Here is a 13,896-nt window from a genome sequence, read left to right on the forward strand (position 1 = left end):
CGACGCGGTACCACCGTGCGTGGCGATGAGGCCTTGCGGACATTCAATCGCATCGGCACGGCTGGTGAAGCCGCGTGCGGCCAACTGGGCCGCCTGCAACGGCTGCCTCACACGCTGCGCTGGCGCCGGACACAGCCAGATCGCTAACCGCACCTACCAACCGCCTTCACGCGTAGCTGTCAAAAAAACGCTGCGACCGAACAGACACCTAGGGTTTTCACTGGGCATATATGTCGAATGTCGATAATAAAATCGACATTATGACGAGCCGCGTGCTACCGAATCCTGAGTCAGTCGGTTCAGGAATGTTGGGAAGTTTCTGTAATGACCATGTGAGAAATGCAATGAATGCGAGAACTCCAAACAGCCAGACCATGAGGGGCGACAAGTCATTTGGGGATGCGTCGCCAGCGCCTGGCGCGAGCGTGCGAAGCCTGATTGAGGCGACGTTTCAGCGGTTGCGGGCGGACATCGTGGAGGGGCGACTCGCTGCTGGCTCCAGACTCGCCATTGAAGATCTCAAGTCGCGCTATGAGGTGAGCGGCGGGACCGTGCGGGAGGCGCTTTCCCTGCTGGTGGCCAATAACTTGGTGCAGACGCAGGCCCAGCGTGGATTTCATGTGACCCCCATGTCTCTGGATGACATGCGTGATCTGGCAACCACGCGGATCGCGCTTGAGTGCGAAGCGCTGCGCCAAAGTGTGCTGAATGGCGACGCCGAATGGGAGGCGCGGGTCGTCAGTTCATATCACCGGCTCTCGCTCCTCGACGAGCGCACCATGCGCGATCCAGTTCACTTGTTCAATCAGTGGGAGCAAGCTAACCGCGACTTTCACGAAGCCCTGATCTCAGCGTGTTCATCCGCCTGGACCCAGCGGTTCCTGTCCATCCTGTATTTGCAAATGGAGCGCTACCGCCGATTGACGGCAATGCACAACCAGCCTGCCAGAAACGTGCATGAGGAGCACTTGGCACTTCGTGACAGCGTACTCGCGCGTGATGTCGAGCGCTGTACTCAGTTGTTGCGGGCCCATATTGAGTCATCGATTTTGGTGGTTCGGCAATTCGGTTTGTTGCGGTGACGCCAACATCACAGGTATTTTTTTGGTGTGATGGAAAAGCTAGGTATTTTTTCCGCCCTGCCAAGGGTATTTCAACGGAGATATTAAGTCATGAGTTCAGTAATCAAAGAAGCGCAGGAGTCCCCAGTGAAGTGGACGCGCAATTGGACGCCCGACGCGATCCGGGCTCTGGTCGATCAGGAAAAAGGACTGCTTGACCCACGCATCTATGCCGATCAGGGTCTTTACGAGTTGGAGCTTGAGCGGGTTTTTGGCCGCTCCTGGTTGTTGCTCGGGCATGAGAGTCACGTTCCTAAAACCGGGGACTTCCTGACCACATACATGGGCGAAGATCCGGTCGTCATGGTGCGGCAGCAAGACAAAAGCATCAAGGTTTTCCTGAATCAGTGTCGGCATCGCGGCATGCGCATCTGTCGCACGGATGCCGGTAACGCCAAGGCGTTCACCTGCAGCTACCACGGCTGGGCCTACGACATTGCAGGCAATCTGGTGAACGTGCCCTTTGAGAAAGAGGCGTTTTGCGACAAGAAGGAGAGCGACTGTGGCTTTGACAAGGCCGACTGGGGTCCGCTGCAAGCGCGCGTAGCCATCTATAAGGGCCTGGTATTCGCTAACTGGGACGCGGAAGCGCCTGATCTGGAGACCTACCTCGGTGACGCGCGCCCCTATATGGACGTCATGCTGGACCGTACACCGGCGGGAACCGAGGCCATTGGCGGCATACAGAAGTGGGTCATTCCGTGCAACTGGAAGTTTGCCGCCGAGCAGTTCTGTAGCGACATGTACCACGCCGGCACGATGTCGCACCTGTCCGGCATTTTGGCGGGCATGCCGCCAGAAATGGATTTGTCGAATGCTCAAGTCCCTACCAAAGGGAATCAGTTCCGGGCCAATTGGGGCGGGCACGGAACGGGATGGTTTGTTGACGAGCCGGGCATGCTAATGGCCGTGATGGGTCCCAAGGTCACCCAGTACTGGACTGAGGGTCCGGCCGCTGACCTTGCAGAAAAGCGTCTGGGTCAAACCATGCCGGTTCGACGCATGTTTGGCCAGCACATGAATATCTTCCCCACCTGTTCATTCTTGCCCGCTATTAACACCATCCGTAGCTGGCACCCGCGTGGCCCCAACGAAATCGAGGTATGGGCATTCACTCTGGTCGATGTCGATGCACCCGAAGAGATCAAGGAAGAATACCGCCGGCACAACATTCGTACATTCTCTGCAGGGGGTGTGTTTGAGCAGGACGATGGCGAGAACTGGGTCGAGATTCAGAAAGTGCTGCGCGGTCACAAGGCCAAGAGCCAGCCGCTCAATGCCCAGATGGGCCTGGGTCGGTCAAAGACCGGACATCCTGATTTTCCCGGCAAGGTCGGCTACGTCTACGCCGAAGAAGCGGCTCGGGGCATGTACCACCACTGGGCTCGCGTGATGTCGGAGCCAAACTGGGCCACGCTCAAACCCTGATCAGGGCGCAATCGTTAAGTCGTTCAATCGGATGAAAATTCATCATGGGGCGGACGTGCTTGTGCCAACAGCGCGACGAGGTTTCGCTCCCTGATACTCACTTGGAGATAAGCAGTCATGACAAACCCATCCCCCCATTCTTTCAAAACATTTGAATGGCAAAGCAAGGCCGTTGGCCTCGAGTTGCAGAACGAGATTGAGCAGTTTTACTACCGCGAAGCGCAGTTGCTCGACCACCGGGCTTACGAGGCATGGTTTGCCCTGCTTGAAAAGGACATCCGCTACTTCATGCCGCTGCGCACCAACCGCACGCTCCGGGAGAGCAAACTTGAGTATTCCGGCGACCAAGATTTTGCTCATTTCGACGAAACCTATGAAACCATGTACGGTCGCATCCGCAAGGTAACCTCGGAACTGGGCTGGGCGGAAAACCCGCCGTCCCGAACGCGCCACTTGGTCTCCAATGTCCTCATCAATGAGGCGGCTGAGCCCAACAGCTTTGAAGTGAGTTCCGCCTTCATTCTCTACCGCAATCGCTTGGAGCGCCAGGTCGACATCTTCGCGGGCGAGCGGCGGGATGTGCTGCGCCGCGCCGACAACGGTCTTGGCTTCAAGATCGCCAAGCGCACCATCCTGCTAGACCAGAGTACGTTGTTGTCGAACAACCTGAGCATCTTCTTCTAAGCAAGCAACCTGCACCCGCCTGAACCGAGGAAGCTGCCATGACGAAAGTGCGTCTGTTTTTAATCGGCATCGGCCTTTTTTACATCATCAACCTCATTGGGACGCTTCCTTTTAGCACCTTGGGTTTGTTCGGCACGATGTACCCAGGCGTCGAACTGCGCGTCGGTGAGCCTATCTTCACCGTGCTGCAGGACGCCTGGGCGGTTGTCGGTCTTCAGTTGGGCGCCATCGGGGTGGTCGCCTTGTGGGGCGCACTCGATCCGGTTCGCTATGAGGCCGTCATTCCCGTGGTCATTGCAACTGAAGTCGTCGATAGCCTGTGGGATTTTTACAGCATCGTGTGGAGTCACGAGGCCTTGTGGTTCGGGCTTGTCACGTTGGCGATCCATGTGATGTGGATTGGCTGGGGCCTACTTGCCTGGAGTGCCGTGGCGTCGAATCGCTGAGGACATTGAATCACTCACCAGCTCCCCACCAACAGCCGACGAAGCGCCTGCTGGCCAGTGACTGTTCGCCCAAGGCGATTTGAATCTTTCGAACCAGTGACAAGAAGCGATATGAAATTTACCCGAGTTTGTGAGCGAAGCGATGTACCTGAAGGCGAAGCCCTGAAGGTCGAAAGTGGAGACACCTCCGTTGCGATTTTCAATGTGGATGGCGAGCTGTTCGCCACACAAGACCGCTGCACCCACGGCGACTGGTCCCTGTCTGAGGGCGGTTATCTGGATGGCGACGTCGTGGAATGCTCGTTGCATATGGGAAAGTTCTGTGTGCGCACGGGCAAGATCAAATCCCCGCCGCCCTGTCAGGCATTGAAAGTATTCCCGATCCGCGTCGAAGGCAATGAAGTGTTTGTCGACTTCGATGCTGGGTATCTGGCGCCATGATCGAAACAATAGAAACCATCGCCATCATCGGCGCCGGCTTGACCGGGGCGATGGCTGCGCACGCACTGCGCGCCCAGGGGTATGCCGGGCGCCTCCACCTGATCGGGGACGAGTCGCGGCAGGCCTATGACCGGACCACCCTGTCCAAGGCGGTGCTGATGGGCGAACCGCCCGAGCCGCCCGCGATCATGGACACATCCTGGTACGCATCGGCCCATGTGGATGTCCAGCTCGGACGGCGGGTGAGTTGCCTGGATGTGGCCAGTCGCCAGATTCAGTTCGAATCGGGCGCCCCGCTGGCTTACGACCGGCTGCTGCTGGCCACCGGCGCGCGCGCCCGGCGCGTGGCGATTTCGGGTTGCGAATTGGAAGGTATCCATACCTTGCGCGACCGCGCCGACAGCTTGGCACTGCGGCAGGCGCTGCAACCGGGCCAGTCGCTTGTCATCGTCGGCGGCGGCCTGATCGGTTGCGAGGTGGCGACCACCGCCCGCAAGGCTAGCGTCAATGTCACGATTCTGGAAGCCGGCGACGAGTTGCTGCTGCGCGTGCTGGGCCACCAAACAGGGGCGTGGTGCCGGGCTGAACTGGAACGCCTGGGCGTCCAGGTTGAGCGCAACGCGCAGGCCTCGTGTTTCGAAGGCGAAGAGCGTGTGCGTGCCGTCGTCTGCGCCGATGGCCGCAAGGTGGCGGCCGACCTGGTGCTGGTCAGCATTGGCGCCGATCCGGCAGACGAGCTGGCCCGGGCGGCTGGCATCGCCTGCGCGCGCGGCGTTCTGGTTGACGCCACGGGCGCAAGCTCGTGTCCGAGGGTGTTCGCCGCCGGTGACGTGGCCGCTTGGCCGCTGCGGGGCGGCGGCCAGCGCTCGCTGGAAACCTATCTGAACAGCCAGGCGCAAGCCGAAGCCGCCGCCAGCGCCATGTTGGGCAAGCCCGTGCCGGCGCTACAGGTGCCGACCTCGTGGACGGAGATTGCGGGCCACCGCATCCAGATGATTGGCAATGCCGAAGGACCAGGAGAAATCGTCTTGCGCGGCGAGGCGCAGACCGGCCAGCCGCTGGTGTTATTCAGGTTGTTTGATGGCTGCGTTGAGGCCGCGACGGCGATCAACGCTGCGAAAGAATTTTCCGTGGCGACCCGTCTGGTCGGCGCACGGGTTCCAGTTTCCGCCGGGCAGTTGCAGGACGCCGGCTTGAACCTGCGGGATTTGCTGAAAGCCAAACCGCAGTGATGAGCTCGACCGGCGATTTGCCTTAACTTAACGACAAGGAGATTGAAAATGAAACTGACAGGTGAAGTGGTGTTGATTACAGGGGGCGCTGCCGGGCTGGGGCGCGCCTTGGTGGACCGGTTCGTGGCCGAAGGCGCCAACGTGGCAGTGCTCGACAAGTCGGCGGATCGTATCAAACAGCTGGAATCCGATCATGGCGACAACGTGGTGGGCATCGTCGGCGACGTGCGCTCACTGCGAGACCAGAAACAGGCCGCCGAGCGCTGCGTGGCCAAGTTCGGAAAAATCGACACCCTGATCCCCAACGCAGGCATTTGGGACTACTCGACGGCACTGATCGATCTTCCCGAAGACAGCATCGATGCCGCGTTCGACGAGGTCTTTCACATTAATGTCAAAGGCTATATCCACGCTGTCAAGGCTTGCCTGCCAGCCTTGGTCGCTAGCCGTGGCAGCGTGATCTTCACGATCTCGAATGCGGGTTTCTATCCCAATGGCGGAGGCCCCCTTTACACCGCAGCCAAGCACGCAGTCGTGGGCCTGGTGCGCGAGCTGGCGTTCGAACTGGCGCCATACGTGCGCGTCAACGGTGTGGCTCCAGGCGGCATGAATACGGATCTCAGAGGCCCTTCCTCGCTGGGAATGAGCGGGCAATCGATTTCGACCGTGCCGCTGGCCGACATGCTGAAGTCCGTGCTGCCGATTGGTCGCATGCCTGAGACCGAGGAGTACACCGGTGCTTATGTGTTTTTTGCCACACGAGGCGATGTGGCACCCGCGACCGGTGCCTTGCTGAACTACGACGGCGGCATGGGCGTCCGTGGATTCTTCTCGGCAGCCGGGGGCGCGGACTTGCTCGAAAAACTGAATATCAGTCATTGAACTTCGACGAAGGAGACAGAGATGAGTATCAAAAGCTTGGGGTACATGGGATTTGCTGTCAAGGATGTGTCCGCTTGGCGTTCGTTTCTAACGCAAAAACTGGGCCTGATGGAAGCGGGTGCCACCGATGACGGCAGCCTGTTCCGCATCGATTCGAGAGCCTGGCGGATTGCCGTTCAGCCGGGCGAAGTTGATGATTTGGCCTACGCGGGCTACGAGGTGGCCGATGCGGCTGGGCTGGCCCAGATGACCGAAAAACTCAAACAGGCCGGTATCGCAGTCACCTCGGGAGATGCCTCGATGGCCAGGCGCCGCGGTGTCATGGGATTGATCTCGTTTGCCGATCCTTTTGGCCTGCCCTTGGAGATTTATTACGGCGCCAGCGAGGTGTTCGAAAAGCCGTTCATGCCCGCTGCAGCGGTGTCGGGTTTCTTGACCGGGGAGCAAGGGCTGGGTCATTTCGTGCGCTGCGTTCCGGATTCGGACAAGGCGCTGGCGTTTTATACGCAGGTGCTCGGCTTCCAGTTGTCGGACGTCATCGACATGAAAATGGGACCGGACGTGACGGTTCCGGCGTATTTTTTGCACTGTAACGAACGCCACCACACTCTCGCGATCGCAGCTTTTCCGCTGCCCAAGCGCATTCACCACTTCATGCTCGAAGTCTCGTCGCTCAATGACGTCGGTTTTGCGTTTGACCGGGTTGACGCTGACGGCTTGATCACCTCCACGCTGGGGTGCCACACCAACGACCATATGGTGTCGTTCTATGCAGCGACCCCGTCCGGAGTCGAGGTCGAGTACGGCTGGGGCGCCCGCACCGTGGACCGCTCCTGGGTGGTGGCACGGCACGACAGTCCGAGCATGTGGGGCCACAAGTCGGTGCGCAACAAACAATGAACAGCAACCTGAACATCATGGGAGTCCCTGCATGAAGCTTTACTACAGTCCTGGCGCCTGCTCCCTGTCACCGCACATTGCGTTGCGCGAGGCGGGCCTGAACTTCGAGTTGGTACAGGTCGATCTGGCGAGCAAGAAGACTGCCTCCGGGCAGGACTACCTTGAAATCAACCCGTTCGGCTACGTGCCTTGTCTGCAGCTTGACGACGGCCGCATGCTGGCCGAAGGCCCCGCCATCCTGCAATACGTGGCCGATCAGGTGCCCGGCAAGCTACTGGCGCCGGCCAACGGCAGCTTTGAGCGCTACCACTTGCAGCAATGGTTGAACTTCATCTCGACCGAACTGCACAAGAGCTTCAGCCCGCTGTTCAACCCTGCCGCCAGCGAGGACTGGAAAAACGCGGTGCGGCAGACCCTGAACGCCCGGCTGGGGCAAGTGGCGCGGCAACTCGAGCGTGCGCCTTATCTGCTGGGCGATCGATTGAGCGTGGCTGACATCTATCTGTTGGTCGTGCTCGGTTGGGGCGCCTATGTCAACCTTGATCTTTCGCCCTGGCCCGCGCTGCAGGCCTTCATGGGCCGAGTCGGAGGCCGCGAAGCGGTGCAGGCAGCACTGCGAGCCGAAGGCTTGATCAAGGGCTGAACAGGCTCCCAAGGCCGCTGAAGCGGCCCGCTCGGCGCAATGCCGCCCAAAACATGCGCCAACTATTTCTGGAAAATCCGAACCGACATGACCCCTGAACTGATCGAAACCCTGGGCGACGAGCTCTACAGCGCCCTGTGCGCGCGCACCGTGGTCGAGCCGCTGACCAGCCGCCATCCCGACATCACCATCGAGCACGCCTACCACATCCAGCAGCGCATGATCTCGCGCCGCCTGCAGGCCGGCGAGCGCGTTGTCGGCAAGAAAATCGGCGTCACTAGCGCGGCCGTGATGAACATGCTGGGCGTCTACCAGCCCGACTTCGGCTACATGCTGGACGGCATGATCGTCAGCGACGGCGGCAGCATCGCCATGTCCTCCCTGATCCAACCCAAGGCCGAAGGGGAAATCGCCTTTGTCCTGAAAAAGGACCTCATGGGCCCCGGCGTCACCAACGCCGACGTGCTGGCTGCCACCGACTTTGTCATGCCCTGCTTCGAGATCGTTGACTCGCGCATCCGCGACTGGAAAATCAAGATCCAGGACACCGTGGCCGACAACGCCTCCTGCGGCATGTTCGTGCTCGGCAGCACCGCCGTCGACCCGCGCAAGATCGATCTGAAGACCTGCGGCATGGTGCTGGAGAAAAACGGCGAGATCATTGCCACCGGCGCCGGCGCCGCCGCGCTGGGTTCGCCGGTCAATGCCGTGGCCTGGCTGGCCAACACCCTGGGCCGCCTGGGCATCGGTCTGAAGGCCGGCGAGGTGATTCTCTCCGGCGCGCTGGCCGCCATGTTCCCGGCCCAGGCCGGCGACCACTTCCGCATCAGCATCGGCGGCATCGGCGACTGCTCGGTGCGTTTTCACTGACTTTTCCGGACATTCAGCACATGACAAAAAAAATCAAATGCGCCCTGATCGGCCCCGGCAACATCGGCACCGATCTGCTGGCCAAGCTGCAGCGCAGCGCGGTATTGGAGCCGGTCTGGATGGTCGGCATCGACCCGGAATCCGACGGCTTGAAGCGCGCCCGCGAGATGGGCATCAAGACCACCGCTGACGGTGTTGACGGTCTGATTCCCCACATGCAGGCCGACGGCGTGCAGATCGTCTTCGACGCCACCAGCGCCTACGTGCACGCCGAGAACTCGCGCAAGGTCAACGCCGAAGGTGCCCTCATGATCGACCTCACGCCCGCGGCCATCGGCCCGTTCTGCGTGCCGCCGGTCAACCTCAAGGAACATGTCGGCAAAGGCGAGATGAACGTCAACATGGTCACCTGCGGCGGCCAGGCCACCATCCCCATGGTCGCGGCCGTCAGCCGCGTGCAGCCGGTGGCCTACGGCGAAATTGTGGCCACGGTGTCGAGCAAGTCCGCCGGCCCGGGCACCCGCAAGAACATCGACGAATTCACCCGCACCACCGCCGGCGCTGTGGAAAAGGTGGGTGGCGCCAAAAAGGGCAAGGCCATCATCATCCTCAACCCGGCCGAGCCGCCGCTGATCATGCGCGACACCGTGCACTGCCTGCTGGAGAGCGAACCCGACCAGCCAAAGATCACCGAGTCCATCCACGCCATGATCAAAGAGGTGCAGAAGTACGTGCCCGGCTACAAGCTGGTCAACGGCCCGGTGTTCGACGGCAAGCGCGTCTCGGTCTACCTCGAAGTCGAAGGCCTGGGCGACTACCTGCCCAAGTACGCCGGCAACCTCGACATCATGACCGCCGCTGCGGCCCGCACCGCCGAGATGTTTGCCGAAGAAATCATCGCCGGTCGGCTCACGCTCAAGCCCGTCCACGCCTGAACCACTCAAGAGAACCACCATGAAGCTACAAGGCAAAAAAGTCAGCGTTCACGACATGACGCTGCGTGACGGCATGCACCCCAAGCGCCACCTGATGACGCTGGAGCAAATGAAGAGCATTGCCTGCGGCCTGGACGCCGCCGGCGTGCCGCTGATCGAAGTCACCCACGGCGACGGCCTGGGCGGCAGCTCCGTCAACTACGGCTTTCCGGCGCACAGCGACGAGGAATACCTGGGCGCCGTGATTCCGCTGATGAAGCAGGCCAAGGTCAGCGCACTGCTGATCCCCGGCATCGGCACCGTCGAGCACCTCCTGATGGCCAAAGACCTGGGCGTGGCCACCATCCGCGTCGCCACCCACTGCACCGAAGCCGACGTGTCGGAGCAGCACATCACCCAATCGCGCAAGCTGGGTCTGGACACCGTGGGCTTCTTGATGATGGCGCACATGGCCAGCCCGGAAAAACTGGTCAGCCAGGCACTCTTGATGCAAGGCTACGGCGCCAACTGCATCTACGTCACCGACTCGGCCGGCTACATGCTGCCCGACGACGTGAAAGCGCGCCTGAGTGCCGTGCGCGCCGCGCTCAAGCCCGAGACCGAACTGGGCTTTCACGGCCACCATAACCTGGCCATGGGCGTTGCCAACTCGATCGCCGCGATTGAGGCCGGAGCCACCCGCATCGATGCCGCCGCCGCTGGCCTGGGCGCCGGTGCCGGCAACACACCGATGGAGGTGTTCATCGCCGTGTGCGCGCGCATGGGGATCGAGACCGGGGTCGATGTGTTCAAGATCCAGGACGTGGCCGAAGACCTGGTGGTGCCGATCATGGACCACATCATCCGCATCGACCGCGACTCGCTCACGCTGGGCTATGCCGGGGTCTATTCGAGCTTCCTGCTGTTTGCCAAACGCGCCAGTGCGAAGTACGGCGTGCCGGCGCGCGACATCCTGGTCGAACTGGGACGGCGCGGCATGGTTGGCGGGCAGGAAGACATGATCGAAGACACCGCCATGACCATGGCGCGTGAACGTGGGCTGACCTTGACCGTCGCATGAATTCAAACCCGGCGCGGCATGAAGCGCGCCACCTGACTGGTTTTCACTCCATTCACTTAAAGGATAAAAAATGACAGCACTCACCGAAAGTTCCACCAGCAAGTTCGTGAAAATCAATGAAAAAGGTTTTTCCGATTTCAAGATTCACTACAACGAAGCGGGTAACGGCGAAACCGTCATCATGCTGCATGGCGGGGGCCCCGGCGCTGGCGGCTGGAGCAACTACTACCGCAACATCGGCCCCTTTGTCGACGCCGGCTACCGGGTGATCCTGAAGGACTCGCCCGGCTTCAACAAGTCGGACGCGGTGGTGATGGACGAGCAGCGCGGCCTGGTCAACGCCCGTGCCGTCAAAGGGCTGATGGATGCACTGGGCATCGACCAGGCGCACCTGATCGGCAACTCGATGGGGGGCGCCACGGCGCTGAACTTCGCTATCGAATACCCTGAGCGCATCGGCAAACTGATCCTCATGGGACCTGGCGGCCTTGGCCCCAGCATGTTCGCGCCGATGCCGATGGAAGGCATCAAGCTGCTGTTCAAACTGTACGCCGAGCCATCCTATGAAACCCTGAAACAGATGATTCAGGTGTTTTTGTACGACCAGTCCCTCATCACCGAAGAGTTGCTGCAGGGCCGCTGGGAAGCCATTCAGCGCCACCCGGAGCACCTGAAGAACTTCCTCATCAGCGCGCAAAAGGCACCGCTTTCAAGCTGGGATGTGTCTGCCAGGCTTGGAGAAATCAAGGCCAAGACATTCATTACTTGGGGGCGCGATGACCGCTTCGTTCCGCTGGACCACGGCTTGAAGCTGGTCTGGAACATTGATGACGCGCGTTTGCATGTGTTCTCCAAGTGCGGCCACTGGGCGCAGTGGGAGCATGCCGATGAATTCAACCGCTTGGTGATTGATTTCCTGCGACAGGCCTAAGGTGCAAGCCTTGCCCGTTCTATGGATGGCCATGGGCGGGCCAATAGAGATGCTTGTTCGTTGAAGAGTTAATTATTTTTAAGGAGACAAAATGAAACATGGATTTATTGGCCCGATCACTGTGGGTGTATTGGCAATCACATCTCAGTCGGCACTGGCGGTCAGCGACGTTTTTCGGTTCGTTGGGCATGGCCCGGTGTCGGCGGCGATGGGCGGTGCTGCCACCGCGTTCGACGTGGGTGCTGCCGGCATGATGACCAATCCGGCGACACTGTCGCTGATGCCCCAAGGGTCGGAGTTCCATCTCGGCATGGATTTCATTTTTGCTGACCTTTTAATCAGGAACCCAGAGACAGGGGAGGTTGCCCGCTCCAAGACTCACTCCAACAACCGCGGCCCCTATGCCGCCCCCCAATTGGCCTATACCCATCGCAGCGGCTCCTTGGCGCTTGGCGTCGGTCTCTTTCCGCAAGGTGGGGTTGGAACAGAATATGGAAACAGCAGTTTTCTTTCCCGCGCCACCGGTGGCCTGGCTACCGGGCTCGAGAACTCGAGTCGCCTGCTGACCTTGAACATTCCCTTTGCGGCGAGCTACGAAGTCGATGACAAGCTGACCGTGGGTGCAAGTCTCGATGTGATGTGGCAGGCCATGAACCTCGAGATGCTGCTTGGCGCGGATCAGGTTGGTTCGCTGATCGGATCGGGCCGCGCGAGCGGTAGCCTTGTGCCCGTGCTCGGGGGCTTGCCTGACTTGCGCGGTGCGCATTTAAGCTTTACCAAGAACCAGCCCGCGGCAAGTGGTGCTGATGCTTGGGGTATTGGCGGGCGCTTGGGGCTGACCTACAAGGCCTCCAAAGAGACGGTTCTGGGTGCTGCGTATTCCATGAAGAGCCGCATAGGTGACATGAAAGGTGATGCCACCCTGACTGCGATCGACGCCGTGGCTGGACAGGTTCCGCTCAAAGGCATGATCAGCGTGCGTGACTTTCAAACGCCGGCGCAATTGAATCTTGGCATAAGCCACCGGTTGAATGAGAAATGGATGATTGCTGCCGACGTCTCCCGGATCTTCTGGAAGGACGCCATGAAGAACATCAATGTCGGGTTTGTGGCGGATAGCGGCGCCAATATCGACATATTGTTGCCGTTAAATTTCAAGGATCAGACCGCCCTGTCGCTCGGAGCCGCTTACCAAACCGGCAAGTGGACGCTGCGAGGTGGCGCCCGTTTCACGACCCAGGCGCTGCGTTCCGAGACCATGCTGGCGGTCATGCCTGGCATTACGACGACGTTCGGCTCGGCTGGGTTTTCTTATCAGGTCTCGCCGGCAAGCAAGCTGGATTTTGCCTGGACCCATTCCTTCAAGAAGAAGATGACTAACGCCAGTTTGCCCAATACATCCGCGCCGATAAGGGCAGAGCATGCCCAAGACAGCATCGGTCTGGCCTATTCACACAGGTTCTGAAAAAGCCGTAAAAAACGGGGCTTATTCAAATCCGAAGTGCAACACCCTGGGTTTCAATGAACGAGGGTGGAATTTTGTGTGCTGTTGCGCCGGAGTTCCCGATAGACCGCCAGTGGGGATCGTACGCCCTGCCCATTCCTGGGCCAGGTTGTTGATTTGATCGACAATTGATTCGAGCAGCTCCTGGCTGTATCCTGAGAAGTGCGTGCCCTTCGGCAGGACGCACCTGGATGCTCACCATGTCAGGTATCTGAGCTCTTCGGCCTTTTCCTTTGTTGCGGTTTGTGTGGCCGTGACGCTGGGTGGCGGTCAGTTCGCGCTTGAGCTCGCCCACGGGCTGGGCGTAGATGCAGTTGTAGATTGCCTCGTGTGACACGCGCTGCTCATGGCCTTTGGGGAAGATGCGGAGCCGGTGTCAGGGCAATCTGTTCAGGCGACCAGAGAAGTGGCGCATCAAACCGAACAGGATGCCATCGCGATGGAGCTTGTTTGGCGGACGGCATTGTCGACGGCGCTGCGGGGCACAGGTACGAGCTGCAGTGTTGGCGTAGTCTGCGGGCTGTGCGTTGCTCCGCAGTTTCCGGCTGATGATGGTGCTCGGGGAACGTCCCAAGACTTGGACCATGGCGCGAACGCTGTACCTTTGCTGGACTTGGCTGGCCAGTGTCTCTCGGATGTTACTTGCTTCGCCTCAAATGTCCATAAGGTATCAGCACCGCGCAACTGAGCCAACAGTGTTTACGCGGGGAATTTCAACAGCCTGTTAGTGTCGATCAGCGCACGCTTGGCGAGCCAGCATGCCTGCCAGCGGCGAGAGGTCGGTCAGTTCGTCGAGCCGTGCCACCAGGTCTATCAGCT

At 60.1% G+C, this 13,896-nt stretch carries 13 protein-coding genes and 1 pseudogene; all 14 read left to right on the top strand.

Annotation, left to right across the window (positions count from 1 at the left end; all coding sequences use genetic code 11):
• Positions 1-230 precede the first annotated feature (230 nt).
• The 14 genes and pseudogenes from ASE11_RS11225 (at position 231) to ASE11_RS11290 (ending at position 13,038) form a co-directional block, all read left to right on the top strand.
• Positions 231-1,082: a GntR family transcriptional regulator gene (locus ASE11_RS11225; RefSeq protein WP_235501260.1), complete on the top strand. Its 852-nt coding sequence runs from the start codon at positions 231-233 to the stop codon at positions 1,080-1,082.
• A gap of 90 nt (positions 1,083-1,172) precedes the next feature.
• On the top strand, positions 1,173-2,549 hold the full coding sequence (locus ASE11_RS11230; RefSeq protein WP_056270855.1) for an SRPBCC family protein: 1,377 nt from the start codon (positions 1,173-1,175) through the stop codon (positions 2,547-2,549).
• A 117-nt stretch (positions 2,550-2,666) separates the two neighbouring features.
• Positions 2,667-3,233: an aromatic-ring-hydroxylating dioxygenase subunit beta gene (locus ASE11_RS11235; protein ID WP_056270858.1), complete on the top strand. Its 567-nt coding sequence runs from the start codon at positions 2,667-2,669 to the stop codon at positions 3,231-3,233.
• Between the two features lie 38 nt (positions 3,234-3,271).
• Positions 3,272-3,687, top strand: a pseudogene (locus ASE11_RS11240) (BphX family protein); the annotation flags it as partial.
• A gap of 103 nt (positions 3,688-3,790) precedes the next feature.
• Entirely contained in the window at positions 3,791-4,120 is a 330-nt protein-coding gene (locus ASE11_RS11245; RefSeq protein WP_056270864.1) for a non-heme iron oxygenase ferredoxin subunit, read from the top strand.
• On the top strand, positions 4,117-5,352 hold the full coding sequence (locus ASE11_RS11250) for an NAD(P)/FAD-dependent oxidoreductase (RefSeq protein WP_056270867.1): 1,236 nt from the start codon (positions 4,117-4,119) through the stop codon (positions 5,350-5,352). Before ASE11_RS11245 ends, ASE11_RS11250 begins: the two co-directional genes overlap by 4 nt.
• Positions 5,353-5,400: 48 nt before the next feature.
• Positions 5,401-6,234: a cis-2,3-dihydrobiphenyl-2,3-diol dehydrogenase gene (gene bphB, locus ASE11_RS11255; RefSeq protein WP_056270871.1), complete on the top strand. Its 834-nt coding sequence runs from the start codon at positions 5,401-5,403 to the stop codon at positions 6,232-6,234.
• A gap of 21 nt (positions 6,235-6,255) precedes the next feature.
• On the top strand, positions 6,256-7,134 hold the full coding sequence (gene bphC, locus ASE11_RS11260) for a biphenyl-2,3-diol 1,2-dioxygenase (RefSeq protein WP_082585683.1): 879 nt from the start codon (positions 6,256-6,258) through the stop codon (positions 7,132-7,134).
• A 31-nt stretch (positions 7,135-7,165) separates the two neighbouring features.
• Positions 7,166-7,777 carry a glutathione transferase GstA gene (gene gstA / locus ASE11_RS11265; RefSeq protein WP_056270874.1) on the top strand — a complete coding sequence of 204 codons (612 nt, stop codon included), beginning with the start codon at positions 7,166-7,168 and terminating at the stop codon, positions 7,775-7,777.
• A gap of 87 nt (positions 7,778-7,864) precedes the next feature.
• Positions 7,865-8,647: a 2-oxopent-4-enoate hydratase gene (dmpE, locus tag ASE11_RS11270; RefSeq protein WP_056270877.1), complete on the top strand. Its 783-nt coding sequence runs from the start codon at positions 7,865-7,867 to the stop codon at positions 8,645-8,647.
• A gap of 20 nt (positions 8,648-8,667) precedes the next feature.
• Positions 8,668-9,582 carry an acetaldehyde dehydrogenase BphJ gene (bphJ, locus tag ASE11_RS11275; protein WP_020206178.1) on the top strand — a complete coding sequence of 305 codons (915 nt, stop codon included), beginning with the start codon at positions 8,668-8,670 and terminating at the stop codon, positions 9,580-9,582.
• Positions 9,583-9,601: 19 nt separating this feature from the next.
• Complete coding sequence (gene bphI / locus ASE11_RS11280) at positions 9,602-10,642, top strand: 4-hydroxy-2-oxovalerate aldolase BphI (protein ID WP_056270880.1); 1,041 nt, start codon at positions 9,602-9,604, stop codon at positions 10,640-10,642.
• A gap of 70 nt (positions 10,643-10,712) precedes the next feature.
• Positions 10,713-11,573: a 2-hydroxy-6-oxo-6-phenylhexa-2,4-dienoate hydrolase gene (bphD, locus tag ASE11_RS11285; protein WP_056270883.1), complete on the top strand. Its 861-nt coding sequence runs from the start codon at positions 10,713-10,715 to the stop codon at positions 11,571-11,573.
• Positions 11,574-11,664: 91 nt separating this feature from the next.
• The gene (locus ASE11_RS11290; RefSeq protein WP_056270884.1) at positions 11,665-13,038 is read left to right on the top strand and encodes an OmpP1/FadL family transporter; all 1,374 of its coding nucleotides are present in this window, start codon (positions 11,665-11,667) and stop codon (positions 13,036-13,038) included.
• The last annotated feature ends 858 nt before the right edge of the window (positions 13,039-13,896 follow it).

It is taken from the genome of Hydrogenophaga sp. Root209, from assembly GCF_001428625.1.
Lineage (GTDB): Bacteria > Pseudomonadota > Gammaproteobacteria > Burkholderiales > Burkholderiaceae_C > Hydrogenophaga.